This window comes from uncultured Neptuniibacter sp., from assembly GCF_947498015.1.
In the GTDB taxonomy this organism is placed as follows: Bacteria; Pseudomonadota; Gammaproteobacteria; order Pseudomonadales; family Balneatricaceae; genus Neptuniibacter.
In genome coordinates, this window is the sequence record NZ_CANMIR010000006.1 from 186,423 (window position 1) to 205,202 (window position 18,780).

At 47.5% G+C, this 18,780-nt stretch carries 22 protein-coding genes; 11 read left to right on the forward strand and 11 right to left on the reverse strand.

Translation table 11 applies throughout. From position 1 onward, the window contains the following. Window positions 1-83: 83 nt before the first annotated feature. From Q0882_RS09965 to hisD, 4 genes are read left to right on the forward strand one after another with little or no spacing between them, the layout of a single operon-like run. Window positions 84-326 (forward strand): BolA family protein, encoded by a 243-nt coding sequence (locus tag Q0882_RS09965; RefSeq protein WP_299180930.1) that lies wholly within the window; start codon window positions 84-86, stop codon window positions 324-326. A 21-nt stretch (window positions 327-347) separates the two neighbouring features. After that, window positions 348-1,610: a UDP-N-acetylglucosamine 1-carboxyvinyltransferase gene (gene murA / locus Q0882_RS09970; protein ID WP_299180932.1), complete on the forward strand. Its 1,263-nt coding sequence runs from the start codon at window positions 348-350 to the stop codon at window positions 1,608-1,610. A 21-nt stretch (window positions 1,611-1,631) separates the two neighbouring features. Beyond that, window positions 1,632-2,285, forward strand: a complete 654-nt coding sequence (hisG, locus tag Q0882_RS09975; protein WP_299180935.1) for an ATP phosphoribosyltransferase — start codon at window positions 1,632-1,634, stop codon at window positions 2,283-2,285. After that, on the forward strand, window positions 2,282-3,589 hold the full coding sequence (gene hisD, locus Q0882_RS09980; RefSeq protein ID WP_299180938.1) for a histidinol dehydrogenase: 1,308 nt from the start codon (window positions 2,282-2,284) through the stop codon (window positions 3,587-3,589). Before hisG ends, hisD begins: the two co-directional genes overlap by 4 nt. A gap of 90 nt (window positions 3,590-3,679) precedes the next feature. Here the strand turns inward: hisD and Q0882_RS09985 are convergent, their stop codons facing one another. Next, entirely contained in the window at window positions 3,680-4,825 is a 1,146-nt protein-coding gene (locus Q0882_RS09985) for a trypsin-like peptidase domain-containing protein (RefSeq protein ID WP_299180939.1), read from the reverse strand. A gap of 76 nt (window positions 4,826-4,901) precedes the next feature. On the opposite strand from Q0882_RS09985, the gene Q0882_RS09990 reads away from it, so the two are divergent. Continuing rightward, complete coding sequence (locus Q0882_RS09990) at window positions 4,902-5,663, forward strand: Nif3-like dinuclear metal center hexameric protein (RefSeq protein ID WP_299181096.1); 762 nt, start codon at window positions 4,902-4,904, stop codon at window positions 5,661-5,663. Here the strand turns inward: Q0882_RS09990 and Q0882_RS09995 are convergent. Then, a complete protein-coding gene (locus Q0882_RS09995; protein WP_299180941.1) occupies window positions 5,660-6,202 on the reverse strand; it encodes a DUF1043 family protein in 543 nt (180 codons plus the stop codon). The genes Q0882_RS09990 and Q0882_RS09995 overlap by 4 nt on opposite strands. Before the next feature lie 120 nt (window positions 6,203-6,322). Beyond that, complete coding sequence (locus Q0882_RS10000) at window positions 6,323-7,069, reverse strand: FadR/GntR family transcriptional regulator (RefSeq protein WP_299180943.1); 747 nt, start codon at window positions 7,067-7,069, stop codon at window positions 6,323-6,325. 140 nt (window positions 7,070-7,209) lie between these two features. Between Q0882_RS10000 and Q0882_RS10005 the strand changes: the two genes are divergently transcribed. Further along, entirely contained in the window at window positions 7,210-8,193 is a 984-nt protein-coding gene (locus Q0882_RS10005) for an MDR family oxidoreductase (RefSeq protein WP_299180944.1), read from the forward strand. A 41-nt stretch (window positions 8,194-8,234) separates the two neighbouring features. Here the strand turns inward: Q0882_RS10005 and Q0882_RS10010 are convergent, their stop codons facing one another. Continuing rightward, complete coding sequence (locus Q0882_RS10010; protein ID WP_299180946.1) at window positions 8,235-9,413, reverse strand: NnrS family protein; 1,179 nt, start codon at window positions 9,411-9,413, stop codon at window positions 8,235-8,237. Window positions 9,414-9,546: 133 nt separating this feature from the next. Between Q0882_RS10010 and cobU the strand changes: the two genes are divergently transcribed. From cobU to Q0882_RS10030, 4 genes are read left to right on the forward strand one after another with little or no spacing between them, the layout of a single operon-like run. Then, window positions 9,547-10,080 (forward strand): bifunctional adenosylcobinamide kinase/adenosylcobinamide-phosphate guanylyltransferase, encoded by a 534-nt coding sequence (cobU, locus tag Q0882_RS10015; protein ID WP_299180948.1) that lies wholly within the window; start codon window positions 9,547-9,549, stop codon window positions 10,078-10,080. Beyond that, complete coding sequence (gene cobT / locus Q0882_RS10020; RefSeq protein ID WP_299180950.1) at window positions 10,070-11,119, forward strand: nicotinate-nucleotide--dimethylbenzimidazole phosphoribosyltransferase; 1,050 nt, start codon at window positions 10,070-10,072, stop codon at window positions 11,117-11,119. Before cobU ends, cobT begins: the two co-directional genes overlap by 11 nt. Window positions 11,120-11,140: 21 nt before the next feature. Beyond that, window positions 11,141-11,749, forward strand: coding sequence for a histidine phosphatase family protein (locus Q0882_RS10025; RefSeq protein WP_299180952.1), 609 nt, complete (start codon window positions 11,141-11,143; stop codon window positions 11,747-11,749). Between the two features lie 23 nt (window positions 11,750-11,772). Further along, the gene (locus Q0882_RS10030) at window positions 11,773-13,323 is read left to right on the forward strand and encodes an HDOD domain-containing protein (protein WP_299180954.1); all 1,551 of its coding nucleotides are present in this window, start codon (window positions 11,773-11,775) and stop codon (window positions 13,321-13,323) included. Window positions 13,324-13,332: 9 nt separating this feature from the next. Here Q0882_RS10030 and Q0882_RS10035 read toward each other — a convergent pair whose 3' ends face one another. The 5 genes from Q0882_RS10035 to Q0882_RS10055 all read right to left on the reverse strand — a co-directional run bounded on the left by Q0882_RS10035 (window position 13,333) and on the right by Q0882_RS10055 (window position 16,487). After that, a complete protein-coding gene (locus Q0882_RS10035; RefSeq protein WP_299180955.1) occupies window positions 13,333-13,623 on the reverse strand; it encodes a hypothetical protein in 291 nt (96 codons plus the stop codon). 26 nt (window positions 13,624-13,649) lie between these two features. Then, window positions 13,650-14,216, reverse strand: a complete 567-nt coding sequence (locus Q0882_RS10040; RefSeq protein WP_299180956.1) for a cob(I)yrinic acid a,c-diamide adenosyltransferase — start codon at window positions 14,214-14,216, stop codon at window positions 13,650-13,652. A 104-nt stretch (window positions 14,217-14,320) separates the two neighbouring features. Beyond that, a complete protein-coding gene (locus Q0882_RS10045) occupies window positions 14,321-14,548 on the reverse strand; it encodes a phosphatase (RefSeq protein WP_299180958.1) in 228 nt (75 codons plus the stop codon). A gap of 18 nt (window positions 14,549-14,566) precedes the next feature. Continuing rightward, the gene (gene ppk2, locus Q0882_RS10050; protein WP_299180960.1) at window positions 14,567-15,469 is read right to left on the reverse strand and encodes a polyphosphate kinase 2; all 903 of its coding nucleotides are present in this window, start codon (window positions 15,467-15,469) and stop codon (window positions 14,567-14,569) included. 124 nt (window positions 15,470-15,593) lie between these two features. Beyond that, window positions 15,594-16,487, reverse strand: coding sequence for a ketopantoate reductase family protein (locus tag Q0882_RS10055; protein ID WP_299180961.1), 894 nt, complete (start codon window positions 16,485-16,487; stop codon window positions 15,594-15,596). 79 nt (window positions 16,488-16,566) lie between these two features. Here Q0882_RS10055 and Q0882_RS10060 point away from each other — a divergent pair, with 79 nt between their 5' ends. Further along, window positions 16,567-17,049 (forward strand): YajQ family cyclic di-GMP-binding protein, encoded by a 483-nt coding sequence (locus tag Q0882_RS10060; RefSeq protein ID WP_299180963.1) that lies wholly within the window; start codon window positions 16,567-16,569, stop codon window positions 17,047-17,049. Between the two features lie 34 nt (window positions 17,050-17,083). On the opposite strand, the gene Q0882_RS10065 is transcribed toward Q0882_RS10060, so the two are convergent. After that, on the reverse strand, window positions 17,084-17,299 hold the full coding sequence (locus Q0882_RS10065; RefSeq protein ID WP_299180964.1) for a hypothetical protein: 216 nt from the start codon (window positions 17,297-17,299) through the stop codon (window positions 17,084-17,086). A 66-nt stretch (window positions 17,300-17,365) separates the two neighbouring features. Next, window positions 17,366-18,757 carry an MFS transporter gene (locus Q0882_RS10070; protein WP_299180966.1) on the reverse strand — a complete coding sequence of 464 codons (1,392 nt, stop codon included), beginning with the start codon at window positions 18,755-18,757 and terminating at the stop codon, window positions 17,366-17,368. Between the last annotated feature and the right edge of the window lie 23 nt (window positions 18,758-18,780).

Consider the following 18,780-nt stretch of genomic DNA (forward strand, 5'->3'; position numbering starts at 1 on the left):
GTGCATGGCATCGCCTTTTTTGTTGCGATCCGGTATTATTTCCGCCTTATTTTTTTCTTGAAGTATTCGATCAGGAGCTTTGAATGCAGGCTGAACAGGTTAAACAGATTCTGGAATCTCAACTGGAGAACTGTACTGTCGCAACAGCGGGTGAAGGTTGCGACTTTCAGGTAACTGTTGTAGGCGAGCTGTTTGAAGGGCTCCGCCCGGTCAAGCGTCAGCAGATGGTATATGCCTGCCTGAATGAATATATTGCCGATGGCAGTATTCATGCCCTTACTATTAAAACCTTTACCCCGGCACAGTGGGAAAAGGCTCAGAACTAATCACCTTTGACTGGATGAACCATGGATAAACTGATTATTACCGGTGGCGAACAGCTAAATGGTGAAGTTCGCATCTCCGGCGCAAAAAATTCCGCGCTGCCGATTCTCGCAGCGACTTTGTTGGCTTCTGAGCCCGTAACTGTATGCAACCTTCCGCATCTGCATGACATTACGACGATGCTTGAACTACTCCGTCGTATGGGGGTCGAGCTGGTTATCGATGAGAAGCTGAACGTCGAAATCGATGCAGGAACAATCAAGCAACTGGTTGCTCCTTATGAACTGGTTAAAACCATGCGTGCTTCTATCTTGGTTCTGGGGCCGATGGTAGCGCATTTTGGTGAAGCGGAAGTTTCACTTCCTGGTGGTTGTGCAATAGGTTCCAGACCGGTAGATCTGCATATTCAGGGCTTGCGGGCTATGGGAGCAGATATCACCGTTGAAAATGGATATATCCATGCCAAGACAGACGGTCGTCTTAAAGGCGCACGCGTTTTCTTTGACACGGTAACCGTGACCGGTACAGAGAATATCCTCATGGCCGCTACGCTGGCTGAGGGGCAGAGTATTATCGAAAATGCTGCTCGTGAGCCTGAGGTTGTAGATCTGGCAGAATGTCTGATCGCTATGGGTGCGGATATCTCGGGCCATGGTACCGATACTATTGTGGTCAATGGTGTGGAAAAACTGCACGGTTGTAAGTTCCCGGTAGTGGCAGACCGCATTGAGACGGGTACTTATCTGGCTGCTGTTGCGGCGACTCGCGGTAAAGTTAAGATCAAAAATACTTCGCCTAAGATTCTGGATGCCGTGTTACAAAAGCTTGAAGAAGCGGGTGCGCATATCACAACCGGTGAAGATTGGATTGAGCTGGATATGAAAGGCCAGCGTCCAAAAGCGGTTAATGTAACAACCGCACCTTATCCTGCGTTTCCTACCGATATGCAGGCGCAGTTTTCTGCTATGAATGCCGTGTCTGATGGTGTGAGTATTCTTAAAGAAACCATCTTTGAAAACCGGTTTATGCACATGCAGGAGATGATTCGCATGGGGGCAAAAATCAATATCGATGGAAACACCGCGGTTGTCGAAGGGGTTGAACGTCTGCAGGGCGCGCCGGTGATGGCAACTGATCTGCGAGCTTCAGCCAGCTTGGTGATTGCAGCACTTGTTGCCGATGGAGATACCGTCATTGATCGTATCTACCACATCGATCGCGGTTACGAGTGTATTGAAGAGAAATTACAGTTATTAGGTGCGCGTATTAAACGTGTGCCAGGTTAATCGATAGGTATAAATAGCGCTATGAAGCAGCAACTCACAATTGCACTGTCTAAAGGACGTATCCTTAAAGAAACTCTGCCGCTGCTGGCGGAGGCTGATATTGTTCCAGCTGAGGATATTCATAGCAGCCGCAAACTGATCTTTGATACTAACCACGACAACATCAAGCTGGTTGTGATTCGCGCTACGGATGTTCCCACTTATGTCGAGTATGGCGGTGCCGATATGGGTATCGCTGGAAAGGATGTTCTGCTTGAACATGGCGCGGCGGGATTGTACGAGCCGTTAGATCTGAATATCTCTAAATGTAAGCTGATGGTTGCGGGTCCTAAAGATGCAAAGCCTGTTGAAGGTCGCATGAAAGTAGCGAGTAAATTTGTCAATGTGACACGTGACTACTTTGCCAAGCAGGGATGTCAGGTTGATATCATCAAATTATACGGCGCAATGGAACTGGCTCCCCTGATGGGACTGGCTGACCGCATTGTCGACATTGTTGATACTGGTAATACCCTGCGTGCAAACGGACTGGAGCCGATGGAAGAGATCGCTGATATCAGCTCTCGTTTGGTTGTGGGTCAACCTTCGATGAAGATGAAACATCGCCAGATTCAACCAATTCTTGATAAGTTGGCTGATGCTGTTGCGCGTCGAGATGCGGAGGTGTCTGCATGAGTGAACTGACGATCAAACGACTGGATTCGACTCAGGCAGATTTTAGTGAACAGATGGATCAACTGTTGGCTTGGGAGGCCGTTTCAGATGAGAAGGTTAACCAGATCGTCAATGAGATCCTGAACAGAGTCCGTGCTGAGGGTGATTCCGCTGTTGTTGAATTTACAAATCGGTTTGATAACACCTCTGTAAGTGAGATCTCTGAGCTTGAGATGAGTCAGGCTCGTTTGCAGCAAGCATTGGATGGTCTGCCTTCTGAACAGCGCAAAGCGCTTGAAGTGGCGGCAGAGCGTGTTCGTAGCTATCACGAGCGCCAAAAAGGTGAATCCTGGCAGTACACAGAAGAAAATGGCACGATGCTCGGGCAGAAAGTAACCCCGATGGATCGTGTAGGGCTTTACGTCCCTGGCGGAAAGGCTGCGTATCCATCCTCCGTCCTGATGAACGCTATGCCAGCTAAAGTTGCTGGTGTTGCTGAAATTATCATGGTTGTCCCAACCCCAGGTGGTGAAGTTAATGAGCTTGTGCTCGCAGCAGCTTGCCTGGCTGGTGTAGATCGAGTGTTCTGCGTTGGTGGCGCTCAGGCTGTGGCTGCATTGGCTTATGGCACTGACACTGTTCCAAAGGTTGATAAAATTGTAGGCCCGGGGAATATCTTTGTTGCTACCGCTAAACGCGCAGTTTTCGGTGCAGTGGGCATTGATATGATCGCTGGTCCATCAGAGATTCTGGTGGTGTGTGATGGCTTGACCGATCCTGATTGGGTTGCGATGGATCTCTTTTCACAGGCAGAGCATGATGAAGATGCGCAACCTATTTTGGTAACCCCCGATGCTGATTTTATTGAAAAGGTTGAAACCAGCATCCTTAAGCTGTTACCAACAATGGAGCGTAAAGAGATTATTGAAACGTCGCTGCGCTTGCGTGCAGCCATGATCAAAGTTCAAGATATGGATGAGGCTATAGAGGTCTCAAACCGGATTGCGCCAGAGCATCTGGAACTTTCAGTGTCAGATCCTGAGGCTCTGCTGCCAAGGATTCGCCATGCGGGTGCAATCTTTATGGGGCGTTATACAGCAGAAGCTTTAGGTGATTACTGTGCGGGCCCAAATCATGTGTTGCCGACATCCGGAACTGCTCGCTTCTCATCACCATTGGGGGTTTATGACTTCCAGAAACGTTCTTCATTGATTATGTTTTCTGAAGAGGGTGCGTCTGAGATGGGGAAAGTTGCATCAGTGCTCGCTCGGGGTGAAAGCCTGACTGCTCACGCAAGGTCTGCAGAGTATCGCATCAAAGATTAAAGCTTTCTGCTTTCAGGAGGGTTCGTGCTCAATAGCACGGCCCCTCAGTTTTACAGTACTCATTACCTCTTACATCCCTTTTTTCATCGTTTAATTACGGCTTTTCGGGCGTTCGCCGATCGTGGCGCTGAGGCTTAACGACTCTCCCAAACGAAGAACCTTAATATTGACCGCTTTCCCCGGACGAAGTCGTGCTATCTGAGTCATCGATTTCTTACCATCAATGATCGGCTGGTCATTAATTGAAAGCATAATATCTCCCGGTTTAATACCTGCTAAGTGTGCAGGACCATTGCGAAAAACACCTGCAATAATAAGCCCCTGCATCTTATTCAGGCCAAAGGATTCAGCCAGACTAGGTGTCAGTTCCTGAATTTCAATCCCCAGCCAGCCTCGAATGACACGGCCATGTTCAATCAGGTCCTGCATCACCTGTTTGGTGAGATCGGAAGGGATCGCAAACCCGATGCCTTGAGAGCCGCCAGATTTTGAGAAGATGGCTGTGTTTATACCGATCAAATTGCCATGTGCATCAATGAGGGCGCCTCCAGAGTTTCCTGGGTTGATAGCCGCATCAGTCTGTATGAAGTCTTCATAGGTATTCAAACCAACACTGTTTCTGCCGGTTGCGCTGATAATTCCCATTGTGACGGTTTGACCTACGCCAAAGGGGTTGCCAATCGCTAGAACGACATCGCCGACTCGGTACGCATCTGAGTGACCTAAAGCGATACTGGGTAGATCACTCAGTGTGACCTTTAAAACGGCCAGATCAGTTTCTGGGTCGGTACCGATCACCTCCGCCACCGCTTCCCGTCCATCCCTGAAAGCAACGATAATGCTGTCCGCACCTGAAATAACATGGTTGTTTGTCACAATGTAGCCTTGTGGACTCAGTATGACCCCTGACCCCAGGCTGGACTGAATTCTTTCGCGCTGTGGAATGCTCTCTGAATCAAAAAAGTTACGGAAAAATGGGTCATTAAAGAGGGGGTGAATTTTTTGTTTCACTACAGTGCGGGTATAGATGTTGACGACTGTGGGGGCTGCTACTGAGACTGCGTCGGCATAGCTGACAGGGCCATTTCCCAGAGCGGATGTCTGAGGCTGAGCCACCTCTCTTATCTCAATGGCTTGCGGTGATGTATTGAAAAAGTCTGGAAAGTACTGAAGCAGAAGTACTGCGACCAGTACACCAGATATTACAGGCCAGAAAAGAAAATTAAATTTACGCATGAGTCCCTAGTCGTTCACCCTTAAACAGGAATAGAATTATACGATGAATCAAGACTTTGTGAATGGAAGACAACCGATGTCAGTGAAACTTTCCGATCTGCTTGCCTATATGAATCAACGCCTCACACCTGAGTTGTTCAAAGATTACTGTCCGAATGGCCTTCAAGTAGAAGGTAAAGAGAACGTTACTTCAATTATAACAGGTGTCACGGCATCTCAGGCGTTATTGGACGAAGCAGTTTCTGCTGGGGCTGATGTTGTTTTAGTTCACCATGGCTACTTCTGGCGCGGAGAAGATAGTTGTATTACACGTACCAAAAAGCGTCGTATCAAAACACTGCTTGATCATGATATAAGCCTGATTGCGTATCATCTTCCCCTGGATGCTCATCCTGAGATTGGTAACAATGTTCAGCTTGCCCGTTTACTCAATCTCGATATTACGGGGGGGCTTGAGCCGGATAATCCAAGGAGTATTGGCCTAACAGGCCGATTAAAACAGCCACTTTCTGCCCAGGATTTTTCAGAACAGGTTGCCCATGCGCTGGATCGAAAACCGCTTCTGATTCAGGGAGGAGAGCATCTGATTGAAACGGTGGGTTTATGCACAGGGGGGGCGCAAAGTTATATCAATAAAGCGATCGATCTGGGATTGGATGCTTATCTCTCTGGGGAGGTATCGGAACCTACTTTTCATGATGCGCGTGAAAATGAGATTCACTATCTAGCGGCTGGGCATCATGCGACTGAGCGATATGGTATCAGAGCGTTAGGTGAGGAACTGGCGCAGCAGTTTAATCTGAAGCACCAGTTTGTCGATATAGATAATCCGGTTTAGGCCTGCTTAGCTTTCTCTTCTTCAGTTGGGATAGCTGCATCGGCAAGCGGGGGCTCTTGTGAGTTCACCTCGCTTTCGCTCTCCGGTTTCTCCTCTTTAAGACCAAAGGTTTCGGATAAAGTACCTTCATCTTCTTCAGTCTTTGGGGCGTAATCCCTTGGTGGCTCAACACTCTCTTCCTCTACGGACGGCGTAGGTGAACTGGTATCGGAGGCGGTTTCATCGCTCTCAAGTTTCGGTGTCATTGCGGGTTCCAGGGCCATATCTATGGTTCCTGGTTGACATAACTCCTGAGCACCTTCGGCCAGATGTTGATGTACATCTTTATAGCTGTTAGTGAGGTCATTCACGAGGCTGGCTGTCTTTTCGAAATGCTCTGCAACTTCCGACTTATAGCTCTCCAGCTCTTGGCGGGTATCTTCGAGTTGCTGAGTGAGTTCTGTTTGGCGGTTGTTGTTTCCGCCGGAACGCCCCATCAGAAAGCCAATCACAGCGCCGATGATCAGAGCGGCAATACTTAATAGCCAGATATTTTCCACAAGGACTCCTTAACTTTTCTATGGGAGGTACTGTTATAGGGCTGTAAGAATAAATCATATACAGCTTACTGCCTAATATAAGCTGATTTTAGGATTGTTGCAGGTCAATTGAATTGGCGATTAGTCGCGTTGTTGTTTTCTGGCATGATTCTCCCTGGCTTCATCATGGAGTGAAGAAAGGTAGTTAACCTGCTCTTTGATCACCTCTACGGCAGTTACCCTGTTTTGATCACGTATTGCCTGTAGCAAGCGCTCGTGCTGGGAGATAATGATATCCCGTTCGCGGAAATGGAAGGTGATCATATTGGCTACCGGTTGCAGGGCTTCGATCAGCGTATACATGACAAAACTTAGCATTCGATTATGGCTAGCCTCGGCAATTGCGCGGTGGAAGCTGACATCTGCGCTGCAAAACTCTTCGGGACTGATATTGATATCCCTTTGACGCTCCAGTTCTGTTTCCAGGCGGGTTAAATCTTCATCAGTGCGATGTTGGCAGGCTAGTTGGCAGCATAGGCTCTCGAGCTCAAGTCGGGTATGTGCAATTTCGCTGAGAGAGATCTGATTCATGCTCACAAAGAGAGTTGCAGCTGTTGTCAGATGATCACTAAGCTCGTCGGCGCCTAAATGGTTAACAAAGGTACCACCTGTTGGTCCTCGGCGTGACCGAATCAGGTTTTTGGCTGCGAGACGTTTAAGTGCTTCCCGGATCGTGGGGCGAGAAACCTGAAAGCGCTTTGAGAGTTCCTCTTCAGTCGGTAGCCGGTCATCAGCTTTAAGTGAGCCTTCGAGAATAGCTTCCTGTAGTTGGTCAGCTACCTGTTTAGATAAACTGGAACGGATAATCGGTTCAACTTCTAGGCTCACGTGTGGCTCCGGGCAGCAATATGTGATGACTGGGCTATTCTACCTAAACAGTACAGGTAAATAACAGATTGCAGAATTAATTATAGTAATTTATATTTGTATGACAAATTAACTTTTCCCGAGTTCTACGAGGTAAAGGCATGTTTAAAGCATTGGTTCTTAATCAGGATGATGGCAAGACAACAGCTGCTGTACAGGAGCTATCACACAGTGATCTGCCTGATGAGGATGTATTAATCAAAGTTGATTACTCCTCACTCAACTATAAAGATGGCTTGGCGATTACGGGTAAAGGCAAAATCATCCGTAATTTCCCAATGGTACCCGGTATCGATCTTGTGGGCACCGTGGAGGAGAGTGCAGATAGTCGTTATAGCAAAGGCGATAAGGTTGTACTAACTGGTTGGGGAGTCGGGGAGAATTTCTGGGGAGGTTATGCTCAGTATGCCCGCCTTAAAGCTGATTGGCTGGTTCCTCTACCTGAGGGCATGGAGCCGATCCGCACGATGCAGGTTGGTACTGCGGGCTTAACGGCTATGCTATGCGTGATGGCCCTTGAAGAGGGGGGGGTAACACCGGATAAAGGCCCAGTTATTGTGAGTGGTGCTGCAGGGGGAGTGGGTAGTGTTGCTGTCTCAATTCTCTCCGGGTTGGGCTATCAGGTTACAGCAATTACAGGTCGACCTGAGACGGCGGAGTATCTGAAGAACCTTGGTGCTCAGGAGATTGTTACACGAGAAGAGATGGCAGAGCCGGCTCGTCCTTTGGAAAAACAGCGTTGGGCAGGGGCTGTAGACACTGTTGGGGATACCATTCTGGGTCGTATATTGGCTGAGACCGATTATGATGGTGTCGTGGCTGCCTGTGGATTGGCTGCGAGTTTCAAACTGCCAACCACGGTGATGCCATTTATCCTGCGTAATGTCCGGCTACAGGGGGTGGATTCGGTGATGTGCCCATTTGAGCGCCGTCAGCAAGCTTGGCAGCGCTTGCAGACTCAGCTGCCTGAAAACGCAATTGGGGATATTGCGCAGATTATTAGCCTGGAGCAGTTACCAGAATACGCAGAGCAGATAACCAATGGTCAAGTGAAAGGCCGTGTGGTCGTTGATCTTAACCAATAGTGGATCTGGGAATTAAAAAAGGCCTCAATTGAGGCCTTTTTTTATCCGTAAACACCATCTAATCTCGGTTTAATCAGGATGGGAGTGTACTTGAATACAAACAAACTCCAGGCTATGACCCATAAGCTTCCAGAGAGGTGTAGCCCCGCAAGATAGGGAATAGGAAGATACCCAATTGCTACCCGGACTATGGCGGAAAGAACCATTAACACAAACGCGGCGATGATGATGGGACCCGTTTCCAGCTGTCTGCCAGTATGGCCGAGTGATACGCGCGCCATCATGCCTAAAGTTAAGCCGCCAATACCACCAACTGCGAATGCGTGATATGCAATGGAGCGCGAGACCAGCCCTAACTCACTCAATCCAAACAGGACAAAGCCAAAGCCTATACAGAGATAGCCGAACTGTAGAATCCAAACCAAAGGCACGTTAAGTACTTTGGTGTTAAACCAGCCTGATACCCTAACGAGGTTAAGACAGCCGATTATAAGGCTCAGCGTGGCGATGATCTGTTCAATGCCACTCAGGCTTACGATGACCCATAAGGCTGTAGCGGGAAGGATGGCTTTTTCGATAAAGCCATATTTTTTACAGCTTACTCCTGCGACACCGCGTTCTGTAAAAAACGGGATAACGCGTCCACCAAGGACAGTAATCACCATCACCACAAGAAATAATCCCAGCTGAATTCCTATGTCAGCAGTCTCTGTTGTGACTTTGAGTAGCTGTAAGTGGATCAGTAAGTTAGCGATAAAAAAGCCAGCAATTAGAGGTATGAAGAGTAAATTTCTGTAGTTTTTTGATCGGATGATTGGCCAGGCAACACTGATCGCTAATAGCGGAGCGAAAGCAAGATCAGCGGTCGCGATGAATAAGCCGGGTACTGTATCGAATAGCGGGAGTGCCCTTGCGGTTAACCACAGGAGGAAAAGTGCAGCCAGCGGCCAACTGTATAAGGTTTGTACATTGGTCCAGTTGCGCACAGCTGTCAGCAGAAAGCCCCCAATAATTGCGAGGGTGAAGCCAAAAATCATCTCATGGGCATGCCAAAAAACACCGTAGCTATAATAGTGAGGCTGCATTCCCCGACTGTATATAACCAGCCATAAGGTGATGATAATGAGTGAAGCGATCGCTCCTCCGAGGAAAAAGGGACGAAACCCTAAATTAAAGAGTGAGAAGTTCTTAGGCTGTCGCCGCTCCTGGAGCTGTATCATGGGAATCTCCGCTGCTGTCTTGCGAGTGTAATGCGATATACTGTAACCACTGATTTTATATTATGTATTAAATATACATGTTAATACATATCAATTTTGTTGCTGTGAATAAAAATATTTTTTTGGTGATTATGTGCGTCAGTTGATCTTGGGAGGAGCGCGTTCCGGAAAGAGTCGGATAGCGCAAGATAGGGTAGAGCAGCTAGGTACTCCGGTCGTTTATATTGCTACGGCGACAGTGCGACCTGATGATCAGGAGATGTGCCAGCGAATTGAGCTGCATAGAAATAACCGGCCGAAAGCATGGCAGGTTCTTGAGGTACCTGTTGATCTCCCACAGGCTTTAGCTCGGTTAAGTGGTGAAGGTAAAACGGTATTGGTTGATTGTCTGACCCTCTGGCTGACAAACCTGTTACTTCAAAATACAGAAACTATGCAACAAGGAATGTCAGAACTGGTATCAGTTGTGGATGACTTCGAAGGAAACCTCATTTTAGTCTCTAATGAGGTGGGTTGGGGTATTGTTCCGATGGGGGAATTAAGCAGAACATTTCAGGATAATACAGGCCGATTGCATCAGGATCTGGCAGTGTTGGTTGAACGAGTTAGTCTATGTGTTGCGGGTATACCCATGGATCTGAAAAATGGTGAGCGCAATGAGTCTTGAAGCCTGGTCGACGCTAGAAGCTAAACCGTTAAATGCTGAGTGTGAGCAAAAGGCGCGTGAGCATCAGTTGAGATTGACCAAGCCGCCTGGATCACTAGGGGAGTTAGAAACACTGGCTGTATCCCTGGCGTCGATGCAGGAAGTTGTTTTCCCCGCATGTGATCAGGTGCATATCTCTGTCTTTGCTGCTGATCATGGTGTGGCAGCCAGGGGGGTCTCAGCATTCCCGCAGGTAGTCACCTCTCAGATGGTCCTGAATTTTGCTGCGGGCGGAGCCGCAATTTCTGTTTTGGCGAAGCAACTAGGGGCTGATTTTGAAGTTATCAATCTCGGGACCGTCGCAGCTGCCGACCATCCTGATGTAATCGATCGTAGGATTGCAGAGCAGACCGCTGATTTTTCTGTTACTGAAGCCATGACTGAAGAGGAGATGCTTCGAGCCATGGATGTGGGGGCTGAAGCAATCGGACGGGCTTTAAGCAAGGGCGCGCAGTTATTTATTGCAGGTGAGATGGGGATCGCAAATACTACTTCAGCATCTGCGCTGATGGCTGCCTTACTGAATATGTCGGGTGAATCAGTTGCCGGTCCGGGAACGGGTATCGGTGCTCCAGCAGTAAAGCGTAAGGCCGAACTGATTTCGGGTGCAATACGCTATCATCAATCCTCTTTAACCTCTCCTCTGGGTTGTTTACGTTGCTTAGGCGGGTTTGAAATTGCGGCTATGGTTGGTGCATATCTGCAGGCAGCACATCAGGGGATTCCTGTTTTAGTTGATGGTTTTATTAGTTCAACCGCGGCTTTTATTGCGTGCAGCCTTTGTGAAGATGCAAAACAGTGGATGCTGTTTGCGCATCAATCGGATGAGCCATTTCATCAGCAGATTCTCTCTGCTCTTGATGTTGAGCCTCTGCTGCAATTAAGCATGAGGCTGGGAGAGGGAAGTGGGGCTGCGCTTGCGGTCAATATTCTGAGAAGTGCTTGTGAATTGCATAAACAGATGGCCACTTTTGAGGGGGCTGGGGTAGCGGATCACTGATGAATCAAAACGCAGATGTCGATGTTAAATTCTAAAACTATTGATCTCTTCCGGCATGGAACGCCTGCTTTGAGCGGGGTTTACTTAGGACAGACTGATTCCCCTTTATCGCATGAGGGAGCTCAAGAGTGTCGGGACCGCTTGGAAGAACACAGGAGCTGGGAGCTGATCATCAGTTCGCCTCTTCAGCGCTGTTTACATACGGCTAGTTGGCTAGCGAAAAAACAGGGGATTGAGCTGCTGATCGCGGAAGGGTTACAAGAGTATGATTTTGGCGATTGGGATGGGCAGGTGTTTGAGGAGGTATATCAGCAGATGCCTGAGCACGCGGATCGTTTTTGGCGGGATCCAGAGCATAACCCACCACCAAAGGGTGAAACGCTGCACCAATTTAAACAGAGAATCACTACAGAGCTGGAAGCGCTGCTTCTAAGGCCTGAACAAAAAATTCTGATAGTGACACATGGTGGTGTAATACGCGGTATAATTGCTGAAATGTTGGGTGTATCCCCTGAACATTGGGGGCGTATAAGGCTGGATTATGCGAAATTCACTCAACTGAAATATGATTACGATGGGACTCAGTTTTGGCCTCAGCTGATCAGCTGTAACAGTGCCAATCCTTATTGATCGCTCTCTGAATTAGGGCTTCTATGAAGTACACGGACACACTCAAAAATATACATCGAAGCCTGGATAAACTCGGAGATCTTCCGGTATTTACTGCCACTGTTAACAGAATTCAGCAGATCAGTTCTTCAGAAGAGAGTGATGCGATGGCCTTGGCAATGGCCATTATGAAGGATGCTAGTCTGTCTGCCCGGTTATTGAAACTGGCCAATTCCCCCGCTTACAAGCGTGGTCAGGGTAATATCACTGTGGTCTCCCGTGCCGTAGTGCTTTTGGGGTTTAATCAGATTAAAAATATCTGCTTAACCCTGAAACTGATCGAGAGCTTTCACGACACCCACCCCGATCTAGATGTCCCTGGCATGATGATGCGTCAGTTTCTCAGTGCGAATATGGCCAAAGAGTTAGCGCTGCGAAGTGAACACCCCATTGATCCCGAAGAAGCTTATATTGGGGCGTTGCTGTTTGGTTTGGGTGAAATTATGGTTGCCTGTACCCTGCCTGATCAATACCGAAAGATGCTGCGCCTCAAAGAGCAGGGTGATAAAAAATGGCCGCATATTCAGGCAGAGGTGCTTGGAATCAGCTTCAGTGAATTGGGACGTGAGATGGCTGCAGGGTGGGGTTATCCGAAACAGGTTTTAGGTTCGATGGCGCAGGTGGACCTTAAGCATCTGGATGAAAAAAGTGATCTTTCTGCCTGCCTGCCATCACTATGTAATGGTATGGTGGAACAGCTCTACGGCCAGGATCAGCAGAATGAGCAGCCTTATGACCGGCTGGTTGATGCAGTCTCTCTCGTTGGAAATATACCTTATGACGATGTCGGCGAGATTACGTTACAGTGCTTCCGTCAGGTAGCAAAAGTCAGTCGCACCTATGGGTTAAAAACACGTTCGATGATCCCCTCGTTTACAGAGAGTGGCGATTTCGCAAAAGATGATATGGTGCGACAGTTATCATTCCTTGCGCATGGTGAGGTAGAACATCAGGCTCAGTATGAGGAGCCATCTGCGCCTGTAGCTTTAGCTGCAAATCCTAAGCAGAACCAGGCTGACAATCAGTTGTTATATATGAATCAGCTGACTGAGATGATCGCAGCGGAAGGCAAAATTCATGAAGTCTTTAAGCTGGTGGTTGAGGCGGTTCGGCATTGTGCCGGTTTTGACCGTAGCCTGCTTTGTCTACTGGATCGCACCCGAAAAAAACTGTCAGTCAAAATGATCGAGGGTGATGAAACCGACAGTCTTCAAAACTATTTTGAGCGTCAGAAAAATGGGAAGGCAGATGATCTTTTTTTCCGTGTTCTGGAAAAGCAGGTCACGCTCATGGTCAACGATCTCGATGAAGATGGCTGGAAGAAACGATTGCCGCCCGAATATGTAAGAAAGGCGGGGGCTCAGGGGTTCGTATTGATTCCACTGGTGATGGGTAAGCGTGTGATAGGGATGTTGTATGCGGATCGCAGTGCTGGTAATGGTGCTGTTACCGAGGAAGACTTTAATACTTTCAATCGGTTCGCTACGCAGACGCGCTTGGCTCTAATGTACGCAGACAGTAAAGCCAAGCAGTAACGTTCACTTTTATTCGGTTAAACCTTTCACAAAAGATTTCGTATCTTCCCAGGCCTCTTTGCTAACCTCGACGCCTGCATCAATGACCTCACCACCGGTCTCAACCGCTGTTTTTGCGCCCGACTCGGTTGAACAGACGGCTCGTTTAGCTGCGCACTTAGATTTACACCCTAATTCTGCTGCTTCATCATTGAAGTGTTTAAAAGCACACTCAGTGTTACAGAGCGTTTGATCGGTAGAACAGTCGGCCGCCGCCCAGGGGGCAAACAATATTAAACATAGTAGGTATATCTTTTTCATCTATCTCTCCAAGAGGGCGAGTAAATTTATCTTTTTTCTCTGGGTTGCCAGAGAGTTTCTTCGCCGCCCTGCCTTCGCGCTATCTCTCTACTTGCCACAAAAAGTAGATCAGAGAGACGATTAATGTAGATAACACAATGGTTATTTACCTCTTCGCCCTCGTACTGAGTTAGTGCAATCAATCGTCTTTCAGCACGCCGGCAGATACTGCGTGCTAAATGGGTATAGCTTGCACCGATTGATCCGCCTGGAAGAATAAACTCTTTCAGAGGGGGGAGTTTGGTATTGATGTTGTCAATCTGTGCTTCCAGATATTTTATCTCGCTGGGCTCGATAACTGTATAGCTTTTTTCTGCGACAGCCAGTTCAGCGCCCAGGTCAAAGAGTTGATGTTGAACTCTTTGGAGGCAACTGGTCATAGGGTCGTTTGTAGCGAGATATGAGATGAGTAATCCGATACAGCTGTTAAGTTCATCGATTGCGCCGATCGCTTCAATTCGGGGGGAGGTTTTCAGGACCTGTTTACCGTTAGCCAGTGATGTCGTGCCGGAATCGCCTGTGCGGGTATAGATTTTTGTCAGCCGGTTGGTCATAGAGGTGTTTTAGCCGTAAGGGATTGGACTAAGTTAGATTGGCAAAAGGGGAAAAGGTTCAGTCTTAGAAAAAATGGCCTGCTGATGCAGGCCATGGGGAGATCTTAATTATCGAAATGTTCTGCAAAGTGACGTATTTCATGCGCCAGCTTATCGATCTTGTCAGCCGCTTTTTCCATCTCTTCAAGAACGGCAGCGCTGATAGCAGATTCGATCAGGAGCGCCAGTTCATCAAAATGTGACTCACCAATATCGTTAATCATGGCATCAGGCAGTTTTTCCTTGAAAGAATCTACCACATGATTGGCATGCGCAGTTTGCTTCATGGTCATAGCTTTTACTCCTTACTATTATCGAGTCACAGGGTGACGCTCAACTTGCCCCGATTGAGCATTGCTGACGATCAGTGGGTCTGGATGTAGATCGATCTCTTCATTCTTATTTGGATAAGACATCCGGCTCAGTAGATGACGCATCGCATTTAAGCGGGCACGTTTTTTATCGTCAGACTTGATTACAGTCCATGGTGCATCGGCGGTGTCGGTATAAAAGAACATCGACTCTTTTGCTTCAGTGTAAGAATCCCACTTGTCTAAAGAGGCCAGATCAATGGGTGACAGTTTCCACTGTTTAAGTGGGTCTACGCGGCGAGCCTGAAAGCGACGAAACTGTTCGTCACGGCTGACCGAAAACCAGAATTTGAAGAGCTTGATGCCGCTGCGTGAAAGCATTCTTTCCAGATCTGGCGTCTGTCGCATAAATTCCAGATATTCAGCTGGAGAACAGAAATTCATCACCTTTTCTACACCGGCACGGTTATACCAGGAGCGGTCAAACAGAACGATCTCGCCCGCTGTCGGAAGATGGTTGATATAACGTTGGAAATACCACTGCCCTTTCTCTTGCTCGGTGGGCTTTTCTAGTGCTACCACACGTGCTCCACGAGGGTTCAGGTGTTCCATCATGCGCTTGATGGTACCCCCTTTACCCGCAGCATCGCGTCCTTCGAAGAGGATAACAATACGTTGACCAGTTTCGCGAACCCAGTTCTGCATTTTAAGCAGTTCAATCTGAAGCTCTTTTTTGTTTTTCTCGTATTCTTTACGTGAAATTTTATTGTCGTAGGGGTAATCACTGGCCTCAAAAATATCAGTCATTTCCTGATCCAGCAGCACAGAAGGGCATGCGTTTTCAGTAGTCTCAACGCATTGTTCTTCAATAGGGGACTCCGGGGTCTGTAACTCCTGGTTCATAGGCTTTCCTCGCATAATTGGTTAATCGTTGGTAGTAATTATGCGCCTCTCACACAGGTAGATATTGATGCAGGTCAAGCAGTGTTTGTTTGTTGGAGTTAAAGACTATTTTCTATGAAAAATGTCAGCTACGATTTTGCATTTTTTTGATTTTAGAGAGGTAGTGGCCGTTGATCGGAGTTTTTATGCCCAATTCTGCAGCCAAATTGCACAGGTAACCTGTGATGTGATCAATTTCTGTGGTGCGGCCGTGTTTCATATCCTGCAGCATGGATGAATAGTTTTCAGCAGTTAATCTGGCCACCTGAGATGCTTGTTCAATTAAAGGAGCTTCAAACAGGGGGATATTCAAAGCATTTGCAACCGCTTCTACTTCTGCGCAGAGAGCTGTCATCTCATCCATCAGCTTTGGGGTGGTGATAAGTTCACCATTCTTGCAATGATGTACCGCTGTGAGTGGATTGATAGCACAGTTGATTGCCAGCTTACGCCATAGAGAACCGGCTATATCCCGATCGATTTCAACATTCAGAAAACCACCCTGTAAATTATTCAGCCATTTCAGGTGAGTTGTTGGGGATCCAATATGTGTCACGCCTTTTCCAGCGTGTTTAACTGAGAAGGGAGACTTAATCCAGGCACCATCTGTAGTTGAAGCCCAGGCAACCTCAGTGTCAGGAGATTGATCAGTTACCCATTGCTGACTTCCCATGCCATTTTGTAAGACAACTATATGGGCTCCCGGGTTGAGCCTGTTTTTAATGCTGTTGAAAGCACTCTGTGTATCTGTTGATTTTGTCGTAATCAGAAGCTGTTGAATTGAGCCAGAGTCGGCTGTTAACTCTGCATCGACCGGGAACAATTCACCGTCCCTAAGGACTCCTTCTATCTGTTTGAACTGATCCAGACGATGTTGATCTCTTAATAGTAGAGTGACCGAGCTGCCTGCTGCGGCCAGATTTGCTGCCCACAACGTTCCGATCGCGCCGGCTCCTAGAATATGCCATCTATTACACATAAAAATCCTCCTCCTCTATTGTGACGTGAAATAGGGGATGAGGTCAGCTAGAATCGGCAAAAAAGTCAGGAGAAGGGTAATGCCATCATTTGATATTGTCTCAGAACTCGATATGCATGAAGTGACCAATGCGGTTGATCAGGCAAATAGAGAGCTGCAGATGCGCTACGACTTTAAAGGCGTTGATGCACGTTTTGAGCAAAATGACTCAATGGTTGTGATTCATGCAGAGGTAGATTTTCAGCTTCAGCAGATGTTGGATGTGCTGCGCACGAAAATGGTTGGACGCAAAATAGATATCCGTTGCCTGGAGGTTAAAGATCCAGAAAAAGCGAATATGCGGGCTCGTCAGGAGGTGGTGTTGCGTCAGGGGCTTGATCAGCCATTAGCCAAAAAAATTGTCAAGATGGTCAAGGATGCCAAGTTAAAAGTTCAGGCGCAGGTTCAGGGTGAGCAGGTTCGGGTTACAGGTAAAAAGCGGGATGATCTACAGAGTGTGATGGCACTGTTACGCGAGTCTGATTTGGAGTTACCACTTCAGTTTAATAATTTCCGGGATTAAAGTATTCATGGAATGAGTGGGGTCGGTGACCCCGCTACTCTTGGTGTAAGCAGTCCAGTAAAAACAGATCTTTAATAAGTTCTTGAGTGGGCTCACCTTCAAAATCTTCTATACAGATCGCACCACTTTGTAACTTCTTGGCTAGGACTTCCCCCTGCCAGCTAACCACAGATACGCCTGTAGTGCAGTGGATGACACGAAGATAAGGATTCTTGCGTTCAAACCAGGCATCGATCAGATAGGTCATCATTTATCTCCTTTGATGTTTTAAGAAGATAATAGATACACAGTATCTGGAAGTAAATGGTAATAATTCTTATTTGTGTTTGAGTTTGAGTTTCTCTATCTGACTGGCTAAATGAACAAGAAACAAGACCGGTAGACCCAAGGCAGCAACGATAATGAAAAATGTTTCATAGTTGTAATGATCGACAAAGCCACCCGAGAAACCGCCCAGAAATTTCGGGAATAAAAGCATAATAGAGCTGAATAACGCGTACTGGGTGGCGGAGTATTGGATATTTGTCAAACTGGATAGGTAGGCAACAAATGCGGCTGTGGCGATACCTCCACTGAGATTATCCAGAGAGATAACAACCGTCAGTGCAGTCGTGTTATTACCCAGCGTGGCAAGCCAGGCGAATAGTAGGTTTGTAAGGGCGACAAGTAAGCCCCCTAGAAACAGTATCCTCAATACACCGAAACGGTTCACAAGAATACCGCCAAGGCCTGCCCCCACTATCGTCATGACAACACCATAGACTTTGATGATTCTCGCGATATCAGCCTTGCTGAAGCCCATATCAACGTAAAAGACATTTGCGATGATTCCGAGAATGACATCAGATATACGGTAAGTGCCTATCAGGGCAAGAATGATGATCGCTTGCTTTCCGTAGCGTTGGATAAAGTCTACAAAGGGACAGATGATAGCAATATAGGCCCAACCCAGAAAACGGGCAATGGGATCAGGTAGGTGAGCATAGCGCTCAGTATATTCGATAATCTTTTCTTGCTGCTGGAGCGTTTCCTCATCCATCTCAACAGCGGTGGGTTCTTTCACGACTAAGGTTGTGAAGATGCCGATCATCATGAGTGCTGCCATACAGAGGTAGGCTGTTTTCCAAGCGTTTAGATCGTATAGATCGGGAAATATGGAGAACATATTCGCAAGGGCAAGCGCCCCGGCCCCGGCTACAATCATCGCTATACGGTACCCTGCCATATAGGTTGCAGCCATCGCTGCTTGCAGGCGTTCACCTGCAGATTCGATTCGATAGGCATCAATAACAATGTCCTGAGTAGCAGAACTGAAGGCGACCAGTAGTGCAAAAAGCGCCATCCATTCCAGGTTATCAAGCGGGTCAGCATGGGACAAACCAATCAGGCCTATAACAAGCATGAGTTGCGCGATCAGTAGCCATGCGCGCCGTCTTCCCAGAAGTTTGGATAGTATGGGAATAGGGAGACGATCTACTAAAGGAGCCCATAACCATTTAAAGCCATAGGCTAGCCCCACCCAGGAAAAGTATGTGATTAAGCTTCGTTCAACGCCTGCTTCTCTTAACCAGAAGGAGAGGGTGCCAAATACAAGAAGCAGCGGAAGTCCTGATGAAAAACCAAAAAAAAGCAGAGTGATCGCGCGGGGATGTAGATAAATTTTGATCGAGTCAAGCCAGGTGCGGGAGTTTGAATCAACTGATGACATGAGGGTGCCTTCCATGAGTAAGC